Raw genomic sequence first — 24,170 nt, forward strand, 5'->3', positions numbered from 1 at the left:
GGCGGCATCCGCACCGGGGCTACCAAGCGCCTGACCGAACCCGCACCGGCTCTGCGCATCGAGCGAGGTGAAGTCATGAGCATTTTCAGCCACTTCCAACAACGTTTCGAAGCGACTCGCCAGGAGGAGCTCTGCCTCCAGGAGTACCTCGAACTGTGCAAACAGGATCGCAGCGCCTACGCCTCGGCAGCCGAACGCCTGCTGCTGGCCATTGGCGAGCCTGAACTACTCGACACCTCAACCGACCCACGGCTTTCGCGGATCTTCTCCAACAAAGTGATCCGCCGTTACCCGGCCTTTGCCGACTTCCATGGCATGGAAGAATGCATCGACCAGATCGTCTCCTACTTCCGTCATGCCGCTCAGGGCCTGGAAGAGAAGAAACAGATCCTTTATCTACTCGGCCCAGTGGGCGGCGGTAAATCGTCCCTGGCGGAAAAGCTCAAGCACCTGATCGAGAAAGTACCGTTCTACGCGATCAAAGGCTCGCCAGTGTTCGAGTCACCGCTCGGTCTGTTCAGCGACGCCGAAGACGGCACCATCCTCGAAGAGGATTACGGCATTCCCCGGCGCTACCTCAACAGCATCATGTCGCCCTGGGCCACCAAGCGGCTGCAGGAATTCGGCGGCGACATCAGCCAGTTCCGCGTGGTCAAACTCTACCCGTCGATTCTCAACCAGATCGCAGTGGCCAAAACTGAGCCAGGCGATGAGAACAACCAGGACATCTCTGCCCTGGTCGGCAAGGTGGATATCCGCAAGCTGGAGGAATACCCACAGAACGACGCCGACGCCTACAGCTACTCGGGCGCACTGTGCCGGGCCAACCAGGGTCTGATGGAATTCGTCGAGATGTTCAAAGCGCCGATCAAGGTGCTGCATCCACTACTGACCGCCACTCAGGAAGGTAACTACAACAGCACCGAAGGTCTCGGCGCGATTCCCTATAGCGGCATCCTGCTGGCCCACTCCAACGAGTCGGAATGGCACAGCTTTCGCAACAACAAGAACAACGAAGCCTTTATCGACCGCATCTACATCGTCAAGGTGCCGTACTGCCTGCGCGTCTCCGACGAGATCAAGATCTACGACAAGCTGCTGTTCAACAGCTCCCTGGCCAAAGCCCATTGCTCGCCGGACACGCTGAAGATGCTTGCGCAGTTCTCAACCCTCAGCCGCCTGAAAGAGCCGGAAAACTCCAACGTTTACTCGAAGATGCGCGTCTACGACGGCGAAAACCTCAAAGACACCGATCCCAAGGCCAAGTCGATTCAGGAGTACCGCGACACCGCAGGTGTGGATGAAGGCATGAACGGTCTATCGACCCGCTTCGCCTTCAAGATCCTGTCCAAGGTGTTCAACTTCGACCCGCACGAAATCGCCGCTAACCCGGTGCACCTGCTCTACGTGCTGGAGCAGCAGATCGAGCAGGAACAGTTCCCTGCCGAAGTGCGCGAGCGTTACCTGCGCTTTATCAAGGAATACCTGGCGCCGCGCTATATCGAATTTATCGGCAAGGAAATCCAGACCGCCTACCTGGAGTCCTACAGCGAATACGGGCAGAACATCTTCGACCGCTACGTGCTGTACGCCGACTTCTGGATTCAGGACCAGGAATACCGCGACCCGGAAACCGGCGAGATCCTCAATCGAGTGGCCCTCAACGAGGAGCTGGAGAAGATCGAAAAACCGGCTGGGATCAGCAACCCGAAGGATTTCCGCAACGAGATCGTCAACTTCGTGCTGCGCGCCCGAGCCAACAACAATGGCAAAAATCCGACCTGGCTCAGTTACGAGAAGCTGCGCGTGGTGATCGAGAAGAAGATGTTCTCCAACACCGAAGACCTGCTGCCGGTCATCAGTTTCAACGCCAAGGCGAGCAAGGAGGATCAACAGAAACACAACGATTTCGTCACTCGCATGGTCGAGCGCGGCTACACCGACAAGCAGGTACGCCTGCTGTCCGAGTGGTATCTGCGGGTTCGTAAATCGCAATAGAACGGCCTGGCGCAACAGGCCACGCAGCAGCGCAGAGCGCGGGACAGCGCTCTGCCAGCGATTGCGCCTGATGTCTGCAGTGCACGGAGGGCAGTGATGAGCCATGTTATCGACCGACGCCTGAACGGCAAGAACAAGAGCACGGTAAACCGCCAGCGCTTCCTGCGGCGCTACCGCGACCACATCAAAAAGGCCGTGGAAGAAGCGGTCAGCCGCCGTTCTATTACCGATATGGAGCACGGCGAACAGATCAGCATCCCCGGCCGTGATATCGACGAGCCGGTATTGCACCACGGCCGTGGCGGGCGCCAGACCACCGTGCACCCCGGCAACCGTGAATTCACCACCGGCGAGAAGATTGCCCGCCCGCAAGGCGGTGGCAGCGGCCAAGGCGCCGGCAAGGCAAGCAACTCCGGCGAAGGCATGGATGACTTCGTCTTCCAGATCACTCAGGAAGAATTCCTCGACTTTATATTCGAGGACCTGGAACTGCCCAATTTGATCAAACGCCACCTGACCGGCAGCGACACCTTCAAGAGCGTACGCGCGGGTATCAGCAATGAAGGCAACCCGTCACGCATCAATATCGTGCGCACCCTGCGTTCAGCCCACGCCCGGCGCATCGCCCTGTCCGGCAGCAGCCGCAACAAACTCAAGAGCGCCCAGGCCGAACTGGAACGCCTGAAGCTGGAACAGCCAGACAACCTCGGCGATATCCAGGCGCTTGAAGAAGAAGTCAGCAAACTGCGCGCGCGGATCAAGCGCGTGCCCTTCCTCGACACCTTCGACCTCAAGTACAACCTGCTGGTCAAGCAACCCAACCCCAGCTCCAAGGCCGTGATGTTCTGCCTGATGGATGTGTCCGGGTCGATGACGCAGTCGACCAAGGACATCGCCAAACGCTTCTTTATCCTCTTGTACCTGTTTCTCAAGCGCAATTACGACAAGATCGAGGTGGTGTTTATCCGCCACCACACCAGCGCCAAGGAAGTGGATGAGGAGGAATTCTTCTACTCACGCGAGACCGGCGGCACCATCGTCTCCAGCGCGCTCAAGTTGATGCAGGAAATCATGGCTGAGCGCTACCCGATCAACGAATGGAATATCTACGCCGCCCAGGCGTCGGATGGCGACAACTGGAATGATGACTCGCCGATCTGCAGGGATATATTGATCAAGCAGATCATGCCGTTCGTGCAGTACTTCACCTACGTCGAGATCACCCCGCGCGAGCATCAGGCGCTGTGGTTCGAATACGAGCAGGTCAGCGAAGCTTTCGCCGACACCTTCGCCCAGCAGCAGCTGGTATCGGCCGGCGACATCTACCCGGTATTCCGCGACCTGTTCCAGCGGAGGCTAGCCACATGAGCACGAGCAAAGATAAGCGCCGTCAGCCGATTTCTACCGGCTCGGAGTGGACCTTCGAGCTGATCCGCCAGTACGACCGTGAAATCAGTCGACTCGCCGAACGCTATGCCCTGGACACCTACCCCAACCAGATCGAGGTGATCACCGCCGAGCAGATGATGGACGCCTACGCCTCGGTCGGCATGCCGCTGGGCTATCACCACTGGTCCTACGGCAAACACTTCCTCAGCACCGAAAAGGGCTACAAGCGCGGGCAGATGGGCTTAGCCTACGAGATCGTGATCAACTCCGACCCGTGCATCGCTTACCTGATGGAAGAAAACACCATCTGCATGCAGGCCCTGGTGATTGCCCACGCCTGCTACGGCCATAACAGCTTCTTCAAGGGCAACTACCTGTTCCGCACCTGGACCGACGCCAGTTCGATCATCGACTACCTGGTGTTTGCCAAGCAGTACATCATGCAATGTGAAGAGCGTTATGGCATTGACGCGGTGGAAGACCTGCTCGACTCCTGCCATGCCCTGATGAACTACGGTGTCGACCGGTACAAACGCCCCTACCCGATTTCCGCCGAGGAAGAACGGCGGCGCATGAAGGACCGCGAAGAACACCTGCAGAAGCAGATCAACGACCTCTGGCGCACCATCCCGAAAAACGCCAGCAAGGGCGGTGACAAGGACAACAAGCGCTTCCCCGCCGAGCCGCAGGAAAACATCCTGTACTTTCTGGAAAAGCACGCGCCGCTGCTGGAGCCCTGGCAGCGCGAGATCATCCGCATCGTGCGCAAGATCGCCCAGTACTTCTACCCGCAGCGCCAGACCCAGGTGATGAACGAAGGCTGGGCGACCTTCTGGCACTACACCCTGATGAACGACCTGTACGACGAAGGCCTGGTGACTGAAGGTTTTATGATGGAGTTCCTGCAGTCGCACACCAGCGTGGTCTACCAGCCGCCGTTCGACAGCCCCTACTACAGCGGCATCAACCCCTATGCCCTAGGCTTTGCCATGTACCGCGACATCCGCCGCATCTGCGAAGATCCGACGGAAGAGGATCGCCGCTGGTTCCCGGAGATTGCCGGCAGCGACTGGCTAAGTACCCTGAAATTCGCCATGAACAGCTTCAAGGACGAAAGCTTTATCCTGCAGTACCTGTCGCCCAAGGTGATCCGCGACCTCAAGCTGTTCAGCATTCTCGATGATGATCAGAAAGACGAGCTGGTTGTGCCGGCGATCCACGACGAACCCGGCTACCAGGCCATTCGCGAAACACTGGCCGCGCAATACAACCTGGGCAACCGCGAGCCCAACGTGCAGATCTGGAGCATCGACCGCCGCGGCGACCGCTCGCTGACCCTGCGCCACCAGCAGCACGACCGCAAACCGCTGGGCAGCTCCACCGAGGAGGTGCTGAAACACCTGCATCGCCTGTGGGGTTTCAATATCCATCTGGAGATGTACCAGGGCGAACAACTGATCGGCACCCAGCATGTACCGCCCAAGCATGAAACCGAACATGACAGCGACTACCCACGCCTCGATCTGATGATCCCGCCCATTTGATCGGTTGCGCGCCCAGGATGCCAAGCACCAGCATGCGCAGCAGACCAACCGGGAATCTTCCGATGCGCCTGTTTATCGTATTACTACTGTGCCTGGCACTGGCCACCTGTAGCAGCCAACTGCCCCGCGCCCAGGTACTGACACCCGCCAGCGCCGAACTGACGGGCAAACGCAGCTTCAGCCTGATCGCCGCCGAACAGGCCGTAGAAGGCGACGTCCCCTTTGCCGAGCGCTATGCGCAGCTTGAACAGTTGCTGCGCGCGGGCTTGAGCGCCCGTGGTTACCAAGCCAGTCCGCAGGCGCAGATTCAGGTGTATTACTGGCTGGCCGTGCAGGACAGTCCGCTGGACTTCAAGGTCGAGGCCGCCCCCCCCACCCCGCTCGGCCCTTACCAGGCGATCCACCGCCTGCGCGATGAAACCGGCACCCTACGCATCCGCCTGACAACCCCGGAGCAGCACATCCTCTGGGAAGGCTTGGTCAACACCGGCCTGAGCCCCGCCAAAGACAGTGCCGAACTACTCGAGCGCGCCACCCAAGCACTCTTGCAGCAAATTCCCCTAGCCAGCCCGTAACCCGGATGCAATCTGAGAACACGCCGCCCCCTCAGAACTGCATCCAGGCTACCCCTCGTCAGCGCCCAGCCGCTATTCTCCGCACTTAGCGGAGGAACCATGATGCAGATTTACAAAGTCGGCGGCGCAGTACGTGATCGCCTGTTAGGTCGTGAAGTCAGCGAGATCGACTGGGTAGTGGTCGGCGCCAGCGCCGAGCAAATGCTCGAATTGGGCTATCGCCCGGTGGGTGCTGACTTCCCGGTATTTCTGCATCCGCAGAGCGGCGAGGAATATGCCCTGGCCCGCACCGAGCGCAAAAGCGGGCGCGGCTACGGCGGCTTTACCTTCTTTGCCAGCCCCGAAGTCACCCTGGAAGAAGACCTGATCCGCCGCGACCTGACCGTCAATGCCATGGCCGAGGACGATCACGGCACGCAGATCGATCCCTACGGTGGCCAGCGCGACCTCGAAGCCCGACTGCTGCGCCACGTCTCTCCGGCCTTCGCCGAAGACCCGCTGCGCGTACTGCGCGTCGCCCGCTTTGCCGCCCGTTACGCGCCACTGGGCTTCAGCGTAGCGCCTGAAACCATGGTGCTGATGCGCGAGCTGAGCGAGTCCGGTGAACTCAACGCACTGACAGCGGAACGTAGCTGGAAGGAACTCTCCCGCGCCCTGATGGAGCCGCGCCCCGATGTATTTATCCAGGTGCTGCGCGACTGCGGCGCCCTGCGTGAACTGCTGCCCGAGGTCGACGCGCTGTTCGGCGTGCCACAACCCGCCGCCCATCATCCGGAGATCGACACCGGTGAGCATGTACTCAGCGTGCTGCGCCAGTGCGCCGAACACCAGCAACCGCTGACCGTACGCTGGGCCTGTCTGCTGCACGATGTTGGCAAAGGTCTGACGCCGGAGGCCGAATGGCCCCGACATATCGCCCACGAACACACCGGGCTGAAGCTCATCCGCGCGATCAACCAGCGTTGCAAGGCACCCAAGGATTGCCAGGAACTGGCCTTGCAGGTTGGTGAATTCCACACCCACGGCCACCGCGCTCTGGAGCTGAAGGCTTCGACCCTGCTCAAACTGCTACAGGGCTTCGACGTGTTCCGCCGCCCGCAACGCTTCGAAGAATTTATCGCGGCCTGTGAAATGGACGCCCGCGGCCGTCTCGGTCTGGAACAACGCGCCTACCCGCAGGCTGAGTACTTGCGGGCCGCCATGCACGCCGCCCGTGCAGTGGCTGTGCAACCGCTGCTCAAGCGAGGCCTGCAAGGGGCCGAACTGGGCAACGCACTGCAGGAAGAACGCCTGCAGGCGCTTCAGAAATTTCGCCAGAACCGTCCTCAAGCGTAGCGTTACGCTCAGCACACTGATAGGCTGAAGGCCTTGCAGCACTAGGCCTCCTAGCCATATCACGCATAAATTTTGACGCCAAAATATAAGCGCGTGAGCTTTACTTAAAAGAGCCTGCCTCGCCACGCGCCAACGCGCGTCGCCTCAGCGCCGAACAGGCCACGCCGGAGACCTATACCTTGTACCTGAATCGTCCAGTGTTTATGCGCGCCAACCGAAAAGCTCTCTGCTGCACCCTACTGGCACTCTTGCCGATACTGGCCCGCGCCGAATCAAGCGATGCGGACAGCGCCACGCTGCGTGCCACTCAGGTTGCCCATGTGGTACACGGCATCCTCAGTTATGCGCGCTGGCCGCAGCAGCCAGAAGCGCTGCGTCTATGTGTGATTGCACCAACCGAATACGCCGACCTGCTGTGGCAGAACCACGAACTGGAATCCAGCCAGCCAGTACAGGCCAAGCGCCTGCTGGTCGACAGCCCGCTGCTGGCAACCGACTGCGAAGCCGTCTACCTCGGGGTGATCGAGGAGAGCCAGCGCGTAACCTTGTTCAGTCGCCTGGTTGGCAAACCGATTCTGACCATCAGCGAAACCAGCCAGGCCTGCAGCGAGGGCAGCCTGTTCTGCCTCGATATCAGCGATGATCATGTGGCGTTCAAGGTCAACCTCGATGCCGTCGCACGCAGTGGCATTCGCATTCACCCGAATGTACTACAGCTGGGTAAGCGCGCAGGACCGCATCCATGAACCGCAGAAAGCCCGAAATCAGCCAGCAGCGCCCAAGCCTGCGCCGCCTGCTGCATAACGCCCATCTGCGCGTCGCCCTGCTGGCCATGAGCCTGACCAGCCTGTCGCTGACCCTGGTCAGCCTGCTCGCGCTCAGCACCTACGCCAGCCATAACCTGCAACTGATCGCCCGCTCCCTGGCCTATACCCTGGAAGCCGCGGTGGTCGCGCCGCGGTGCGCGATGCCCTGGAACAGATCTGCAAGACCGAAGAAATCGCCCAGGTGGCGGTCTTCGATAAAGACGGCGAATTGCTCGCCAGCCTCGACGCCCCCAATAACACCGTACTCAACAGCGCCGAACAATCGATCGCCCGCCTGTTGCTGCCCGAGGAGGTGATTCAACCCATCACCTACCAGGGCCAACAGATCGGCGCACTACATCTAAGCGGTCAAGGCACCACCCTGCTGCGCTTCCTGATCGGCGGCCTGCTTGGCCTGCTGGCTAGCCTGGCACTCAGTGCGCTGGGCGCCACCTATGGCTCCAAACGCATACAGCGGGCGATTACCCAACCGCTACGCAACCTGTCGCAAGTAGCGCACAACATTTCCATGGAGCGCACCTTCAACCAGCGCGTACCGGCCACCCATATCGCCGACCTCAACGAGCTGGCCGAAGACTTCAACGCCCTGCTCGATCAACTGGAGGCCTGGCAGCATCAGCTGGAACGCGAGAACGCCTCGCTGGCGCACCAGGCCAGCCACGATGCCTTGACCGGCCTGCCCAACCGCGCCTTCTTCGAATCGCGCCTGCTCGGCAGCATGCGCGAAGCCCGCGACAGCCAGACGCAAATGGCTGTGCTGTTTCTCGACAGCAACCGTTTCAAGGAAATCAACGATCAGCTCGGCCACGCCGCCGGTGATGCCGTGCTGATCGCCATTGCGCAGCGCCTGCGCGCCCAATTGCGTGAGGGCGACACCGTTGCGCGTCTGGGCGGCGACGAGTTTGCCGTGCTGCTCAAACCCATTCACCAGGAAGACGATGCCGTGCTGATCGCCGACAAGATCATCGACAGTATGCATCAGCCCATCGCCCTGCCCGAAGGTGGCAGCATCACCACCTCCCTAAGCATCGGCATCGCCCTCTACCCGGAGCACGCCGACAACCCCGAAGCCCTGGTGCACGAGGCGGACGTTGCCATGTACCACGCCAAGCGCAGCCAGGGCGGGCGAACCATGGCCAAAAGCCAGGACTCACTTACCAACTGAAAAGGAGCTTCATCTTGCACAGCTTAATGCGTTTGATCTTTATCGGCGTGCTCGGCGCGGCACTGCTCATCAGCGGCTGCCAGAGCACACCCAAAGGCCTCAGTGCCGAGCAGGTGGCCTTGCTCAAAAGCCATGGCTTCCAGTGGACCGAAGATCGCTGGGAACTCGGCCTCTCCGGCAAAGTGCTGTTCGATACCGACTCGGAAGTCGTCTCCAGCGCCAGCACCGCACAACTGACGCAAATCACCCAGGCACTGCTGGGCGTCGGCATTCAGCAGGTGCGCCTGGAAGGCCACACCGACAATGTCGGCCAGGCGGCTTATAACGAACAGCTGTCGCTGCGCCGCGCCAGGACAGTCGCGGCCGTAATGCAAGGCGCGGGAATGGATGCTCGATTGATCGCAGCATACGGCATGGGCCAGAGCAAGCCGATCGCAGACAACAACACCGCCGAAGGGCGCAGCGAAAATCGCCGCGTGGCGATTATCGTCAGCACGCCTTGATCAGTGCCTGGCCGGGTACTCGGTGCACAGAGCAGCCGGCGTCAGCTGTTGCTCGCGCCAGCTGAATGCCACCGGCCACAGCTGCTGGTCAATCTGCGCTAACTGCCAGAGCTCGGCAAAACTGCGCTGCTGCGCCGGGTGCAGAACATCCGGTACCAACAAGGCAAGCGGCCAGAGGACGAAAGCGTTCTTGAGGATTTCTGCACGCGGCAGGATCAAGCCGTCGAAGTTGCCGACCAGATCGCCATACAGCAGCACGTCGATATCCAGCGGCAATCCCTTACGCTCAGGCGCATAGCGGCCGTTGTCGGCTTCGATAAATTTCAGCCGTCGGTCCAGCTCACCCAGCGGCAGGTCGCTGTAGCCGGCCACCACCAGATTGAAGAACGGCCCGCTCTTGATGCCCACCGCCTGGCTTTCGAATACCGGCGAACAGCGCATCTCACTGAGCAGGCCAGCAAGCGCATCGAGGCCAGCACACAGGTGTGCTTCGCGGCCGATATTGCTGCCCAGACCGAGTAGTACGGGAGTTAGCGACATCCGCGCTCGATCTCCACGCCCACCCCACCACTGGCCGCCGGCACCGCGCCGGGCTTGGTCAGCTTGAGCCGCATCCAGGGAATCTGGAACTCAGCCATCAGCAACTCGACCAACCGCTCGGCAAAGGTTTCCACCAAGATAAACTGCGACTCGCTGGCAAACGCCTGAATCCGCTGCGAGACCTTGGCGTAATCCAGTGCCTTGTCCAGCTCGTCACCAGCGGCGGCCGGACGGTTATCCCAACCCAGGTACAGGTCCAGACGCAAACACTGGCGAATGGTGCGCTCCCAGTCGTAGGCGCCAATCACCGTATCGACCTCCAGACCCTCGATAAAAACTGTGTCCAAGCACGCTCTCCGTGGCACGACAAGGCTGCCGCACCTAGTTAGAATCAGGGCTCCCTTGCCCCGGAATGGATACCATGTTTTGGCTGTTGGCGTCCCTCGCCTACCTGCTCGGCTCGTTGTCCTTCGCCATTCTGCTCAGTCGCCTAAGCGGCGGGCCAGACCCGCGCGCCAGTGGCTCGGGCAACCCCGGCGCCACCAACATGTTCCGGGTCGCCGGCAAACGCCTGGCCATCCTCACGCTGATCGGCGACCTGCTCAAAGGCCTGCTGCCGGTACTGATCGCCAGCCTGCTCGACTTCAGCCTGCAGCAGCAGGCCTGGGTCGGTCTGGCAGCCGTTGTCGGCCACCTGTATCCGTTGTACTTCAACTTCCGTGGCGGCAAAGGTGTCGCCACGGCCGCCGGCATGCTCCTGGGCCTATACCCGCCGGCCGCCCTGCTGGCCGTTGCCGCCTGGTTACTGACGTTTGTCCTGACCCGCACCAGTTCGCTGGCCGCGCTGACCGCCACACCTCTGACCCTGCCATTACTGGCCTGGCAACAACCCGACGCACTGCTTCCCGTCTGTGCACTGACCGGGCTGATCGTCTGGCGCCATCGCGGCAATTTACGCGATCTGTTCGCCGGCAGTGAGCGGCATTTCTAAATCGAACGAGTGGATCCGGCCGGCTTACAGCGCCGGCAGTTGCTCCATAGGCCAACGCGCCTGCACCTTGATGCTCAAATCCTCATGCTGACCCGCCAGCAAACGCTGGCAGCCTGCATAGGCAATCATCGCGCCGTTATCGGTGCAGAACGCCGGGCGGGCGTAGAACACGCCGCCCTTCAGCTCAGCGAGCATCTTTTCCAGCGACTGACGCAACGCCTGGTTGGCACTCACCCCACCGGCGATCACCAGGTTATTCAACCCGGTTTGCTTAAGTGCGCGCTTGCATTTAATGGTGAGGGTATCGACCACCGCCTGCTGGAACGCCAGGGCGATGTCGCAACGGGTCTGCTCGGAGTTGTCGCCCGCAGCCTGGCACTGCTGCCAGGTGTTCAGGGTAAAGGTCTTCAGGCCGCTAAAGCTGAACTCCAGCCCAGGGCGATCGGTCATCGGCCGGGGGAACTTGAAGCGCCCCGGCGTGCCATTCAGCGCCAACCGGGCAATCTCCGGCCCGCCGGGGTACTGCAAGCCCATCAGTTTGGCCGTCTTGTCGAAGGCCTCGCCTGCCGCATCATCCAGAGACTCACCAAGCAGCTGGTACTGACCGATGCCATCTACGCGAACCAGCTGGGTATGCCCGCCCGACACCAACAAAGCGACGAACGGGAAAGCCGGTGGTTGTTCCTCCAGCATCGGCGCCAGCAGGTGGCCTTCCATATGATGCACACCGAGCGCCGGAATGTCCCAGGCAAAGGCCAGCGCCTGCGCACAGGACGCCCCCACCAGCAGCGCGCCAACCAGGCCAGGACCGGCGGTGTAGGCGATGGCGTCGATGTCAGTCGCAACGCAGTCGGCCTCGCTCAACACCTGACGGATCAACGGCAGCATGCGCTTGACGTGATCGCGAGAGGCCAGTTCCGGTACTACGCCGCCATACACACGGTGCAGATCAATCTGACTGAACAACGCATCGGCCAGCAGGCCACGCTCGCTGTCGTAAAGCGCGACACCGGTTTCGTCGCAGGAGGTTTCCAATCCCAGAACCAGCATGGGCAGTGCCTTGTAGTAGTGTGTGCAACTTCGAAGGCGCGCATGATAATGGCCGCTGACGCGAGCCGGCCAGCGCTTTTCGATCAGAGGCTTTGCATTCCGCGCGACGAGGCGGTAACATCCGCAACCCTTAAAAACCTACGTTCTCCAGCGCCATTTGCCAGGAGCAACGTTACCCCCGGTAATAAAGAAGGTACGCCCTGGATGCCAGCCGTCAAAGTTAAAGAGAACGAACCCTTCGACGTAGCTCTGCGTCGTTTCAAGCGCTCCTGCGAAAAAGCCGGTGTTCTGGCTGAAGTTCGCAGCCGTGAATTCTACGAAAAGCCGACTTCCGAGCGTAAGCGTAAAGCAGCAGCCGCTGTTAAGCGTCACGCCAAGAAAGTGCAGCGCGAGCAGCGCCGCAGCGTTCGCCTGTACTAATCAGTACAAGCAGCGCCTGATACCCGGCTTCGGCCGGGTTTCGCTTTTAGACTCCGCGCCACCTCCGGGTGACGATCGGAGTCTTTTAGTTTTTGCCCCGACCTGTTCTGCCTCAGTGCATGACAGTATTCTGAGTGCCTATGGCCGGCCTGATCCCACAGTCGTTTATCGATGACCTGCTCAACCGCACCGACATCGTCGACGTGGTCGCCTCGCGCATCCAGCTGAAAAAGGCCGGCAAAAACTACACCGCCTGCTGCCCCTTCCACAAAGAAAAAACCCCCTCGTTCAGCGTCAGCCCGGACAAACAGTTCTATTACTGCTTTGGCTGCGGCGCCGGCGGCAACGCCCTGGGTTTTGTCATGGACCACGACCAACTCGATTTCCCCCAGGCAATCGAGGACCTGGCCAAGCGCGCCGGCATGGAAGTGCCACGCGAGGAAGGCGGACGCAACAACAAGCCACGCCAACCCACCGACTCACCGCTGTACCCGCTGCTGACCGCCGCCGCCGAGTACTACAAACAAGCGCTGAAAAATCACCCGCAACGCAAAGCTGCCATCGACTACCTCAAGGGCCGCGGCCTGTCCGGCGAGATCGCCCGCGACTTCGGCATGGGCTTCGCCCCACCCGGCTGGGACAACCTGCTCAAACACCTGACCAGCGACAGCCTGCAGCAAAAGGCCATGATCGACGCCGGCCTGCTGGTGGAAAACGCCGAAAGCGGCAAGCGTTACGACCGCTTCCGTGATCGCATCATGTTTCCCATCCGCGACAGCCGCGGCCGGGTGATCGCCTTTGGCGGCAGGGTGTTAGGTGACGAGAAGCCGAAATACCTGAACTCCCCGGAAACCCCGGTGTTCCATAAGGGGCAAGAGCTTTACGGGCTGTTCGAGGCGCGCAAGCACAACCGCGACCTTGACGAAATCATGGTGGTCGAAGGCTACATGGACGTGATCGCCCTGGCCCAGCAAGGCCTGCGCAACGCCGTTGCCACCCTCGGCACCGCCACCAGCGAAGAACACCTCAAACGCCTGTTTCGCGTCGTGCCCAGCGTATTGTTCTGCTTCGATGGCGACGCCGCCGGGCGCAACGCGGCCTGGCGCGCCCTGGAGGCGACCCTGTCAAGCCTGCAGGACGGTCGCCGCGCACGCTTTCTGTTTCTACCCGACGGCGAAGACCCGGACACCCTGGTACGCAGCGAAGGCACCGACGCCTTCCGCGCCCGCATCAATCAGCACGCCCAGCCGCTGGCCGACTACTTCTTTCAGCAGCTCAGCGAAGAAGCCGACCCGCGCTCCCTGGAAGGCAAAGCACACCTGATGACCCTGGCCGCGCCGCTGATCGACAAGATACCCGGCAACAACCTGCGCGCCCTGATGCGTCAGCGCCTGAGCGAAATCACCGGACTGTCCGGCGAACCCCAGCAGCAGATGGCGCCAACTGCGCGCAGCAGCCAGCCAAGCCAGAACAGCGCACCGCCCAGCGACTACCCGGATTACCCCGAGATCCCCGACAGCGCCTATTACGATGTCGAGCCGAGCCGCAACGAATACGAAAACCCCAGCCCTGCGCCGCAATTCGAACACAACAGCGGAAAAGGCAAGGGCAACTGGAAGAAAGACGGCGGCAAGTGGAGCAAAAAGGGCCAGGGCGAATTCGCACCACGCGCACCGCGCACCGCCGTCAGCGTCGAATCGCCACACCTGAGCGCGCTGCGCACCCTGCTGCACCACCCGCAATTGGCGCAAAAGGTCGAAGATGTCAGCCACTTCGCCGCCGAAGACGATACATACGCCCAATTGCTGGTCGCCCTGCTTGGCGCCCTGCAGAAGAGTCCCAACCTGCGCTCACTGCAACTGATCGCACGCTGGCACGGCACCGAACAGGGCCGTCTATTGCGCGCCTTGGCTGAAAAGGAATGGTTGATTTCAGCCGACAACCTTGAACAACAGTTTTTCGACACTATAACTAGTTTAGTAGCCCGCCAACGCGAGCGCAGCCTGGAACATTTGCTGCGCAAAGCCCGTCAAAGTGAGCTGAGCGCAGAAGAGAAAGATCAGCTGCGCAGCTTGCTGAGCCGTAATGCATCACCGGTAATCCCGAGTCCAACTGGCGCTTAGGGGTGTTACTCGGGTATAATCCGCGGCTTGTTTTTGCCCGCCAAGACCTTCAGTGGATAGGGTGTTATGTCCGGAAAAGCGCAACAGCAGTCTCGTATCAAAGAGTTGATCACCCTGGGCCGTGAGCAGAAGTATCTGACTTACGCAGAGGTCAACGACCACCTACCGGAAGATATTTCTGATCCGGAGCAGGTGGAAGACATCATCCGCATGATCAATGACATGGGGATCCCCGTACACGAGAGTGCTCCGGATGCGGACGCCCTTATGTTGGCCGACGCCGATACCGACGAGGCAGCTGCTGAAGAAGCAGCTGCCGCGCTGGCAGCGGTAGAGACCGATATCGGCCGCACGACGGACCCAGTGCGCATGTACATGCGTGAAATGGGCACCGTGGAACTGCTGACCCGCGAAGGCGAGATCGAAATCGCCAAACGCATCGAGGAAGGCATCCGTGAAGTGATGGGCGCTATTGCCCATTTCCCCGGCACTGTCAACAGCATTCTGGCCGAGTACAACCGTGTGACCACCAATGGTGGCCGCCTGGTTGAGGTTCTCAGCGGCTATATCGACCCGGATGACGGCATTGTTCCCGCTGAAGCCGCGGCGCCTGTGCCAGTTAAAGACGGCGACGCTGCCGAAGAAACTGACGACGATGACGCCGAAGCCAGCGATGACGAGGAAGAAGAGGGCGACGGTGGTCCGGACCCTGAAGAGGCCCTGCGCCGCTTCACCGCGATCGGTGACGCCTTGGAGCTCGCCAAGAAAGCTCTGAAAAAGCACGGCCGCAACAGTAAGCAAGGCACTGCCGCGCTGAAAGAAATGGCCGAGCTGTTCATGCCAATCAAGCTCGTACCTAAACAGTACGATGCACTGGTTGTGCGTGTACGCAGCTCTCTGGAGCGCCTGCGCGCTCAGGAACGCGCCATCATGCAACTCTGCGTACGTGATGCACGTATGCCGCGCGCCGATTTCCTGCGCCTGTTCCCAGGCAATGAAATCGACGCCGAATGGTCTGCTGGCCTGGCCAAAGGCAAAGCCAAGTACGCCGAAGCCATTGGCAACCTGCAAGGCGACATCCAGCGCTGCCAGCAGAAGCTGTCCGCCCTGGAAGCCGAGTGCGAACTGACCCTGGCTGAAATCAAGGACATCAACCGTCGCATGTCGATCGGCGAGGCCAAGGCCCGTCGCGCGAAGAAAGAGATGGTTGAAGCGAACTTGCGCCTGGTGATCTCCATCGCCAAGAAGTACACCAACCGTGGCCTGCAGTTCCTCGACTTGATCCAGGAAGGCAACATCGGCCTGATGAAGGCGGTGGACAAGTTCGAATACCGTCGCGGTTACAAGTTCTCGACCTATGCCACCTGGTGGATCCGCCAGGCGATCACTCGCTCGATCGCCGACCAGGCGCGCACCATCCGTATCCCGGTGCACATGATCGAGACGATCAACAAGCTCAACCGTATTTCCCGGCAGATGCTGCAGGAAATGGGTCGCGAACCGACCCCGGAAGAGCTGGGTGAACGCATGGAGATGCCTGAGGACAAGATCCGCAAGGTACTCAAGATCGCTAAAGAGCCGATCTCCATGGAAACCCCGATCGGTGATGACGAGGACTCCCATCTGGGCGACTTCATCGAAGACTCGACCATGCAGTCGCCAATCGATGTCGCCACTGTTGAGAGCCTCAAAGAAGCCACTCGCGAAGTACTCTCCGGCCTCACCGCGCGTGAAGCCAAGGTGCTGCGCATGCGCTTCGGCATCGACATGAATACCGACCACACCCTTGAGGAAGTCGGTAAGCAGTTCGATGTAACCCGCGAGCGGATTCGTCAGATTGAAGCCAAGGCGTTGCGCAAGCTGCGCCACCCGACGAGAAGCGAACACCTGCGCTCCTTCCTCGACGAGTAACACCAGAACCCCCGGCCCTGTCGGGGGTTTTGCATTCTGGGCAACTACCAAGGCCTGCCTGGCGGGTCTACACTTTTCCCAATTGCCCAGCGAACGAGTCAGCTCATGCCGCGTGTTGCAGCCACCCTCCTACTGTGTCTGGCGTGCTGGGCCGTGCCCGCGCTGAGCCTTGAGCTGACGCCCGCCGAGCAAACATGGCTGGCCGAACATCCGCAACTGAGTCTGGGCGTTGACCGCGACTGGCACCCTTACGAATTTATCGATGACGACGGCCTCTACCAGGGCCTTGCCGCCGACTATGTGCGCCTGATTGAACAACGCCTGCCGATTACTCTGCGCCCAGCGCCCGCACAGAACTGGAGCGAAGTGCTGGCCGATGCCAGAACCGGCAAGCTGCACCTGCTGCCCAGCCTGATGGCCACCCCCGAACGCCAGCAGTACTTGACCTTCACCCGCCCCTACCTCGACTTCCCGATTGTTATTCTTAGCCAGGAACAAGGCCCGCAACCGCGCAGACTGCGCGAGCTACAAGGGCTGCGCGTGGCCGTGGTCGACAGTTACGCCACCCACGAACTGCTGCGCGACAAACACCCCGAGCTGCGTCTTTGGCCGCGTCCCAGTGTGGCCGCCGCCTTGCAGGCATTGGCATCCGGGCAAGCCGACGCGATGCTTGGGGACCTCGCCTCCAGCGTCTGGCATCTGCGCCAGCTCAAGCTCGATGGCATTGTCATCAGCGGCCAGACGCCCTATCGCTACCAACTGGCCATGGCCATGGCCGTACCCAAGGACCAAGCCATCCTGGCCGGCATTCTCGACAAGCTGTTGAGCGAACTCACCCCGAGCGAGATTGCAGAAATCCAGCAGCGCTGGGTGGGCGACCCGCTTGACGAGCGCCCGTTCTGGCGCAGCCTGCTGCTGTTTGGCCTGCCTGGGTTGTTGGCAGCCCTGCTGATCATCTTCAGCATCCTGCGCATCAATCACCGCCTGCGCAGTGAGATGCACAACCGCGCCCTACTGGAAGGCGAACTGCGCAATAGCGAGCAGCACTACCGCGGTCTGGTGGAAAGCCTCAACGCGGTTGCCTGGCAAATGGATCCCAGCGACTTCCGCTACACCTATGTCGCCCCCCAGGCGGAGCGCCTGCTCGGCTATCCGCCGCAGGACTGGCTGCAACCTGGCTTTATCGAACGCATCCTGCACCCCGACGACGCGCATCGCACCCTCGACTACTGCCGCAGCGAAACCCAGGCTGGCCGCGACCACAGCCTGGATTACCGCATGCTCGCCGCCGACGGCCGCGAGGTCTGGGTACGCGACATTGTCACGCTGTCGCCGCAGGATGGCGGCCCGATGCTGCGCGGCCTGCTGATCGACATCACCGAAACCAAGCGCACCGAACAGGCCCTGGCCCTGTCAGAGCAGAAATTCGCCTCAGTATTCCACAACTGCCCGGACATCATCGCCCTGCTCAACCTGCACGACGGTCGCCTGCTGGCGGTCAACAACACCTTCGAGCAACAGTTCGGCATCAGCGCCGCCGAAGCCATCGGCCACACCAGCTCGGAGCTGAACCTGTGGATCGAACAAGGCATCGGTCCACGCATTCTGGAAATGCTGCGCAAGGGTAATGCGCACAACATCGAAGTCACGTTCCGCCGCCGCGACGGCAGCCAGTTCACCGCACTGATTTCCGCACAACGTGTCAGCCTGGACGACAGCAGCACCCTGGTCGTAGCGGTACGTGACGTCAGCGAGCTGAAAGACACCCAGCAGCGCCTCAAGCTGTCCGAAGACAAATTCGCCAAGGCCTTCCACGCCTCTCCCGACGGTCTATTGATCACCCGCCTGAGCGACGGTCAGCTGCTGGACGTCAACGAAGGCTTCAGCCGCATCACCGGCTACAGCATCAATGAGGCGACCGACAGCTCCACCCTGCAGCTGGGCATCTGGGCCGACCCGGACGACCGCACCCGCATGTTCGAGCACGTGCAAAAACACGGTTCAGTGCGCGACTTCCGCGCCCTTATTCGCACCCGCAACGGCTCACTGCGCACTTGCGAGATGTCGGTGCAACCGATCCCCATCGAAGGCGACACCTGCATGCTGACCATCGCGCGCGACATTACTGAGCGCGAGCAGATGCAGGAAAACCTCAAGCAGGCTGCCACCGTCTTCGAAAGCACTGCCGAAGGCGTGATGATCACCGACCTGCAGCAGCGCATAACTGCGGTCAATCGTGCTTTCACCACCATCACCGGCTACAGCGAAGCCGAAGCCCTCGGCCAGTCGCCGCGCCTGCTCGCCTCCGGCAACCACGACAGCGCGTTCTACGCCGCCATGTGGCACAACCTCAGCGCCTCCGGGCACTGGCAAGGCGAGATATGGAACAAGCGCAAAAACGGCGAACTCTACCCGGAATGGCTGACCATCAGCGCCGTGCGCGACAGCGATCAGCAGATCACCCACTTTGTCGGCGTATTTGCCGATATCAGCTCGCTCAAGCACGCCCAGGCCAGCCTTGATCACCAGGCCCATCACGACCCGCTCACCGGCCTGCCCAACCGCATGCTGTTCGAAGCGCGCCTGCGCGCCGCCCTCGAAGACGCGCACATCGACAAACGCATGGGCGCCGTACTGTTTATCGACCTGGACCGCTTCAAACACATCAACGACAGCCTCGGCCACCCGGTCGGCGACGAACTACTCAAGAGCATTGCCGAACGTCTGAAGGCCCACCTGCGCGATATCGACACCGTGGCCCGCCTCGGCGGTGATGAATTCATCATCCTGCTGCCCGGCCTGCAACATGATGACGATGCCGAGCTGGTGGCGCACAAGCTACTCGACTGCTTCAGCCTGCCCTTCCGGTTCGACGAACAGGAGCTGTTTATCAGCGCCAGCATCGGCATCAGCCGCTACCCGGATGACGGCGATGATGTCGCCACCCTGGTGAAAAATGCCGACGCCGCCATGTACCGCTCCAAGGCGCGCGGGCGCAACCGCGTCGAGCTGTACACCCGCGACCTGACCTTCCAGGCCACCGAACGCATGGCCCTGGAGCGCGAACTGCGCCGCGCCATTGAGCTGGAACAACTGCAGCTCTACTACCAACCCAAACGCAGCCTCAGCAGCAACCGCCTGATCGGCGCCGAAGCGCTGGTGCGTTGGCATCACCCGCTTTTCGGCGAAATCCCGCCGGATCGCTTTATTCCCCTGGCCGAAGAAACCGGCCTGATCATCGCCCTCGGCGACTGGGTACTGCGCCAGGCCTGTTGGCAAATGCAGCAATGGCAACAACAGCACGCCCCATTCGGCCCGCTGTCGGTCAACCTGACCGGCGTGCAACTGCGCCAGCCGCACCTGCTGGTACGCATTTCCAGCCTGCTGGAAGACCACAAGCTGGCGCCGGAACTGCTGCAACTGGAAATCACCGAAAGCTTCATCATGAACCAGGCCGAAGAAGCCCTGAACCTGCTGCATCAACTGAAAGGCCTGGGTATTCAACTGGCTATCGACGACTTTGGCACCGGCTACTCCTCGCTCAGCTACCTCAAGCGCTTGCCGGTCGACACCCTGAAAATCGACCAATCCTTCGTGCGCGGCCTGCCCAATGACAGCAATGATATCGCCATCGTGCGCGCCATCATCGCCCTGGGTCGCAGCATGCAACTGACAGTGATCGCCGAAGGGGTAGAAACCAAAGACCAGGAGCTGTTCCTCGCCGCCGAAGGCTGCGAGCAAATCCAGGGTTTCGTCATCAGCCGTGCCATCCATGCGGACGCCTTCGCACAAAACTTCCTCACCCCGCGCCATTCGGTTGGCGCTGCCGAGAAGGCACCGGTATAATCCGCCGGCCTCTGAGGGCCCATAGCTCAGTTGGTTAGAGCAGAGGACTCATAATCCTTTGGTCCACGGTTCGAGTCCGTGTGGGCCCACCACCTTTAAAGCCGCGCACTGCGCGGCTTTTTCATGCCTGCTACAAGAGCCCTACTCGCCGCCCCGTAGCCAAGCCCGCTATACAATCCGTGACCCTTCGCTCAGATCAGCAAATGCACCAAGAGCACTTACGGAGACACGCGTAGGATCTACGCCTACGAAAACAAGGAGGTTTCACTATGAGCGGAAAACCGGCGGCGCGCCTAACTGACCCTACCTCTTGCCCATTACCTGGCCATGGCACTAACCCCATAGCCAAGGGCTCACCCAACGTCCTCTTTGACAACTTACCAGCAGCGCGGCTGACCGATACGTCGGCCTGCGGCAGCCCCATCGTGGGTGCAGTTGTTAGCACGGTGCTGATCAATGGTCTGCCAGCGGCGACATTGGGCAGTACGGGTGGCCACGGCAGTGTGGTCGTTGGCGGCTCAGGCAGCGTGATCATCGGTAACTCCGCAGTCGCTGCACCCTTTACCGCGCCAACGCCATTATCCATAGCCGCAGTCGCAGCGCCGGCAGCAGCAAAAGCGTCCGAGAACCAACCGCCAGCCACGGCTCCCGCTGCGCAGCCTGCCCAGCAAGCGGCAGCCACAACCGCAGCCGCGTCGGCTATCGCGCAACCGGTTCAGACCACGGATCGAGTTGCAGCGGCCAAGGAGATCGTGGACACCTTTGAGTGCTCGGCTTCTCAGAGTCGTGTTTTCAACGACCGCGATCATCCAATGGGCACGGCAAGTGATCCATTTGAGAAAAGCAAAGTCATAGAACAGCTGCGAGTACGCGTCGCTAGGTCCCAAGGCCAGCACGTTTCGACCAAGGAAAGAATCACTCCATTTCCCAACCAGCAAGAGACAAGCCTGTGCGGGCCAGCTGTTTTCTTCTACGCACTGCTGGTGGATCGCCCCGACCTTTACACCCAGGCGATCATCGACCTGTGGGAAACAGGTGAAACGACCATAGGGCAGCTGCATATCAAGCCAAGTTACGATTGCCGCAACCCAAAGAAATTCAGCCATACGGCGGCAGGGGATCGTATATCCGCGATTGACTGGATTTCCTTGGCCAGCCTGCGCGACAGCGAAAACGACCTCTTCGATTACGACTCGCCAGGTGATCAGATCCCTGGGATTACCCTACCGGGGAAAGTGAAGGCCTGGTTCACCAAAGCCGGCGCCACCGTGGTGTTCGACAACATCCAGTTCCTCGGGCATATCAATCAGGAGGAACTCGTGGAGCTGTTGGGCTATGCGGGCGGCCAGCATCATGTCACCTCGCTAATCTCCGCCTCGATGGTGGAAGGCGGCGCAGGGGTCGGGAAAAATCATTGGATCGCCTGGGAAAAGCCCCCGCACACTCAAGGCGGCCGAGTCGATCAAACCACCTTGCCTGTAGAAGTAATCGTCGACTCTAAGCTGTTCTCCTGGGGCCAATCCATGCACCAGGTAACGCGGGGCTACACGCTCAAACAGCTCCTCAAGGACGTATTCGGCGGGATCGTATTCAGCCGAATCCCATGACCAGGAAGGACTCTCATATGCTGCGGAAACTATTTTTTGCCCTCTGCTTAACGCTACCGCTTGCTGGCTGCGAAGCCGGTATCGTTGGCAACACGCTGGCGGGCTGTGCCATGCAGCCCGAGCCCACGCTACTACCCGAGAGCCTACCTGTAGCCGCAGTGGGCGAGCCCTATAGCGTGCAACTCGAAGTGATCAACACCTCGACGCCCGTGCATGGCATCTATGTGAATGATGCCTACGCCCTGCCTGAAGGGCTTTGGGTCGAGCACCAAGATCGCGACTCTCATGGACTGATCACCGGTACACCGCTCAAGGCCGGCACCTATGAAGTGCGCATGTCCGCTGGTACGTACGGCACCCAATGCACTGGGCGTAGAGCAAGCCGAGTCTACAACCTTGTGGTCACCGAATAACGAACCTCGCTTAACACCAGAGCCCCAAGCACGGGTCGATTCAGAGCAGCTCGGTAAGCAGACTGTCCTCAGTCCATGGACAGAGGACAGTCTGCTTACCGAGCTCAAACCCTAGGGCGCTGCCATGGGCCTCGTCATGCCGGCTGGTTTGTAGCCCTGAAGCCACAAATGATAACTAACACGTGCATTTTGTAGCCCACGAGCTACAGCTAAAGCCTGGCAGCACTTGTGAAAATGTAGCCCAAGAGCTACATTTTCAGGCATTAGATCTATTCTTGATGCCCGAGGGCTACAAATGACCTCTCTCTACGATGTTTCCGAAATGCTGAAACAGGCACGCAGTGATGCCAAGCTGAGCCAAGAGGCATTGGCCAGCAGCGCAGGGGTATCACGCTCCACGGTTGCACGCATGGAAACATTGGCCAAAGGCGATATGAGTGTCTCGGTGCTGGTTCGGCTGCTGGAAGCGGCAGGCTATGACTTGAAGCTGGTTAAGGCCGGGCACGAACGCACGGTTGAAGACATCCTCAACGAGCAGCGGTCAGGGAGCGCTTGAGCATGATCCTCGACGTCCACGTCAGCTCAAGGCTAGTGGCCAAGCTCTATCGGGAGCGCGATGAATACGTACTGAAATACCTGCCAGGAACAGCACCGGAGGACTTCATCAGCCTCACGATGCCCGTTCGCGAAGAAGCATGGCGCTGGCCCCGCGATCTGTTTCCATTTTTCCGGCAGAACCTACCCGAAGGGTATTTGCTGGGCGTCATTCGCGAAGAATTTGGCCCGCTGCTCGATGGCACCGACCTGTCGCTGCTGGGCGTGGTGGGGGGCACCGGCATCGGCAGAATCTCGGTCACGCCTGAAGGCATCAAGCCTGGCGTCGAAATGGCACCCTTAGAGATAAACCATCTGCTCAAGGCGGAAAACACCAGCGAACGGTTCGCCGCACTGGTACGGCAATATGCTCGGGTAGCCGTGTCGGGGGTCGTACCAAAGTTCATTGCCACCGACGCCGCCGAACCTCGGGAGCCGCTAGGCAAACCGACCCTGCGCACCGGCTTTCACATCATCAAAGGCTCCGACGACACTACCCCTTTTCTAGGTTTCAACGAGTTCTACACCATGCGCGTACTGGCGCGGCTTAATCTCGTGCCGGTCGCAGCCTGTCGCATGTCAGAGGACGGCAAAATCCTGGTAGTGGATCGTTTCGATGTGGACGAGCAAGGCATCCCCCGCTACGGAGTCGAAGACGCCTGTGGACTACTGGGTTTGCCGCCACATGAAAAATACGCCCCCACCACCGAGCGGGTGTGGAAGGCCACGCGGGCCTATATCCCCGCTGATCGTCTGCAAGCGCAACGCGAGCACCTAGGCTGGCAGCTGCTTACCAACTACGTATTGCGCAATGCGCGCTGCCACGCGAAGAACATCGCGCTGTTTTACACCTCGCGTGCTGACGTGGCCTTTACTCCGGTCTATGACTTGGTGACCACTCAGGCCTACCCGCGCTTCGCCAGCAACCCACCTGGCCTGTCCGTAGGCGGAAGACAAACCTGGACACCGGGCCGTTCGCTGGAAACCTTTTTCAAAGCCGTCCTAGGTATTCCGCCGCGCCAGTATGCCGCCATGGTCGAGCAACTCTGCGAGTCCGCCGTAGCGGTCGGCAGAGAAGTGATCGAAGCCGCGAAAAACGAGCCCGCCTGGCGCGATGTGGCCAAACACATGGTGCATGCCTGGAACGAGGGTATGGAGACCTTGCGCAGCCCCAAAGCAGCCCCGCACTTTCGCGGCTTGGATACCGCCATTGAAGACGCAGGCTTCTCAGGGCCGCGCAAACCAGAACGCAGCCGAGAGGTGATTGGCCGCTCTGAGTTGCTGGCAAAGAAGCGCTGAATTTATAGCGCAGGGCCAACGGCTGCAGATCACGCCCCCG

At 60.6% G+C, this 24,170-nt stretch carries 18 protein-coding genes, 1 tRNA gene and 2 pseudogenes; 18 read left to right on the top strand and 3 right to left on the bottom strand.

What is annotated here, in order from left to right; genetic code table 11:
* The first annotated feature begins 75 nt into the window (after positions 1-75).
* The 8 genes and pseudogenes from BLW24_RS05140 (at position 76) to yfiB (ending at position 9,336) form a co-directional block, all read left to right on the top strand.
* On the top strand, positions 76-1,998 hold the full coding sequence (locus BLW24_RS05140) for a PrkA family serine protein kinase (protein ID WP_090377523.1): 1,923 nt from the start codon (positions 76-78) through the stop codon (positions 1,996-1,998).
* Positions 1,999-2,094: 96 nt separating this feature from the next.
* The gene (locus BLW24_RS05145) at positions 2,095-3,366 is read left to right on the top strand and encodes a YeaH/YhbH family protein (protein WP_090377526.1); all 1,272 of its coding nucleotides are present in this window, start codon (positions 2,095-2,097) and stop codon (positions 3,364-3,366) included.
* Positions 3,363-4,931 carry a SpoVR family protein gene (locus tag BLW24_RS05150; protein ID WP_090377528.1) on the top strand — a complete coding sequence of 523 codons (1,569 nt, stop codon included), beginning with the start codon at positions 3,363-3,365 and terminating at the stop codon, positions 4,929-4,931. The genes BLW24_RS05145 and BLW24_RS05150 overlap by 4 nt, the downstream gene beginning before the upstream one ends.
* A gap of 62 nt (positions 4,932-4,993) precedes the next feature.
* Positions 4,994-5,506 carry a DUF4136 domain-containing protein gene (locus BLW24_RS05155; protein ID WP_090377530.1) on the top strand — a complete coding sequence of 171 codons (513 nt, stop codon included), beginning with the start codon at positions 4,994-4,996 and terminating at the stop codon, positions 5,504-5,506.
* A gap of 102 nt (positions 5,507-5,608) precedes the next feature.
* The gene (locus BLW24_RS05160; RefSeq protein ID WP_090377533.1) at positions 5,609-6,841 is read left to right on the top strand and encodes a multifunctional CCA addition/repair protein; all 1,233 of its coding nucleotides are present in this window, start codon (positions 5,609-5,611) and stop codon (positions 6,839-6,841) included.
* Positions 6,842-7,044: 203 nt separating this feature from the next.
* Positions 7,045-7,587, top strand: coding sequence for a regulatory sequestration protein YfiR (yfiR, locus tag BLW24_RS05165; RefSeq protein WP_090377537.1), 543 nt, complete (start codon positions 7,045-7,047; stop codon positions 7,585-7,587).
* Positions 7,584-8,833 (top strand): annotated as a pseudogene (gene dgcN / locus BLW24_RS05170) (diguanylate cyclase DgcN/YfiN). The gene yfiR and the pseudogene dgcN overlap by 4 nt, the downstream one beginning before the upstream one ends.
* Positions 8,834-8,847: 14 nt before the next feature.
* Positions 8,848-9,336, top strand: a complete 489-nt coding sequence (gene yfiB / locus BLW24_RS05175) for an outer membrane lipoprotein YfiB (protein ID WP_090377539.1) — start codon at positions 8,848-8,850, stop codon at positions 9,334-9,336.
* On the opposite strand, the gene folK is transcribed toward yfiB, so the two are convergent.
* Together folK and folB are read right to left on the bottom strand one after the other, a co-directional pair.
* Complete coding sequence (gene folK / locus BLW24_RS05180; RefSeq protein ID WP_090377542.1) at positions 9,337-9,876, bottom strand: 2-amino-4-hydroxy-6-hydroxymethyldihydropteridine diphosphokinase; 540 nt, start codon at positions 9,874-9,876, stop codon at positions 9,337-9,339. It lies immediately after the preceding gene.
* Complete coding sequence (gene folB, locus BLW24_RS05185; protein WP_090377545.1) at positions 9,867-10,223, bottom strand: dihydroneopterin aldolase; 357 nt, start codon at positions 10,221-10,223, stop codon at positions 9,867-9,869. The genes folK and folB overlap by 10 nt, the downstream gene beginning before the upstream one ends.
* A 74-nt stretch (positions 10,224-10,297) precedes the next feature.
* Between folB and plsY the strand changes: the two genes are divergently transcribed.
* Positions 10,298-10,867 carry a glycerol-3-phosphate 1-O-acyltransferase PlsY gene (gene plsY / locus BLW24_RS05190; RefSeq protein ID WP_090377548.1) on the top strand — a complete coding sequence of 190 codons (570 nt, stop codon included), beginning with the start codon at positions 10,298-10,300 and terminating at the stop codon, positions 10,865-10,867.
* A gap of 24 nt (positions 10,868-10,891) precedes the next feature.
* Here plsY and tsaD read toward each other — a convergent pair whose 3' ends face one another.
* Entirely contained in the window at positions 10,892-11,917 is a 1,026-nt protein-coding gene (gene tsaD / locus BLW24_RS05195) for a tRNA (adenosine(37)-N6)-threonylcarbamoyltransferase complex transferase subunit TsaD (protein WP_090377551.1), read from the bottom strand.
* A 204-nt stretch (positions 11,918-12,121) separates the two neighbouring features.
* Between tsaD and rpsU the strand changes: the two genes are divergently transcribed.
* The 9 genes and pseudogenes from rpsU (at position 12,122) to BLW24_RS05245 (ending at position 24,130) form a co-directional block, all read left to right on the top strand.
* Complete coding sequence (gene rpsU, locus BLW24_RS05200) at positions 12,122-12,337, top strand: 30S ribosomal protein S21 (protein ID WP_003296736.1); 216 nt, start codon at positions 12,122-12,124, stop codon at positions 12,335-12,337.
* A 140-nt stretch (positions 12,338-12,477) separates the two neighbouring features.
* Positions 12,478-14,460 (top strand): DNA primase, encoded by a 1,983-nt coding sequence (gene dnaG, locus BLW24_RS05205; protein ID WP_090377554.1) that lies wholly within the window; start codon positions 12,478-12,480, stop codon positions 14,458-14,460.
* Between the two features lie 66 nt (positions 14,461-14,526).
* A complete protein-coding gene (gene rpoD / locus BLW24_RS05210) occupies positions 14,527-16,371 on the top strand; it encodes an RNA polymerase sigma factor RpoD (protein ID WP_090377557.1) in 1,845 nt (614 codons plus the stop codon).
* A gap of 105 nt (positions 16,372-16,476) precedes the next feature.
* Complete coding sequence (locus BLW24_RS05215) at positions 16,477-20,217, top strand: bifunctional diguanylate cyclase/phosphodiesterase (protein ID WP_090377561.1); 3,741 nt, start codon at positions 16,477-16,479, stop codon at positions 20,215-20,217.
* Between the two features lie 15 nt (positions 20,218-20,232).
* Positions 20,233-20,309 (top strand) — tRNA-Ile (locus BLW24_RS05220).
* Positions 20,310-20,486: 177 nt separating this feature from the next.
* Positions 20,487-20,804, top strand: a pseudogene (locus BLW24_RS26360) (PAAR domain-containing protein); the annotation flags it as partial.
* A gap of 1,130 nt (positions 20,805-21,934) precedes the next feature.
* The gene (locus tag BLW24_RS05235; RefSeq protein ID WP_139272637.1) at positions 21,935-22,237 is read left to right on the top strand and encodes a putative Ig domain-containing protein; all 303 of its coding nucleotides are present in this window, start codon (positions 21,935-21,937) and stop codon (positions 22,235-22,237) included.
* A 295-nt stretch (positions 22,238-22,532) separates the two neighbouring features.
* Positions 22,533-22,793: a helix-turn-helix transcriptional regulator gene (locus BLW24_RS05240; RefSeq protein WP_090377567.1), complete on the top strand. Its 261-nt coding sequence runs from the start codon at positions 22,533-22,535 to the stop codon at positions 22,791-22,793.
* Positions 22,794-22,795: 2 nt separating this feature from the next.
* Positions 22,796-24,130 carry a type II toxin-antitoxin system HipA family toxin gene (locus BLW24_RS05245; RefSeq protein WP_090377570.1) on the top strand — a complete coding sequence of 445 codons (1,335 nt, stop codon included), beginning with the start codon at positions 22,796-22,798 and terminating at the stop codon, positions 24,128-24,130.
* The last annotated feature ends 40 nt before the right edge of the window (positions 24,131-24,170 follow it).

It is taken from the genome of Pseudomonas anguilliseptica, assembly GCF_900105355.1.
Lineage (GTDB): Bacteria > Pseudomonadota > Gammaproteobacteria > Pseudomonadales > Pseudomonadaceae > Aquipseudomonas > Aquipseudomonas anguilliseptica.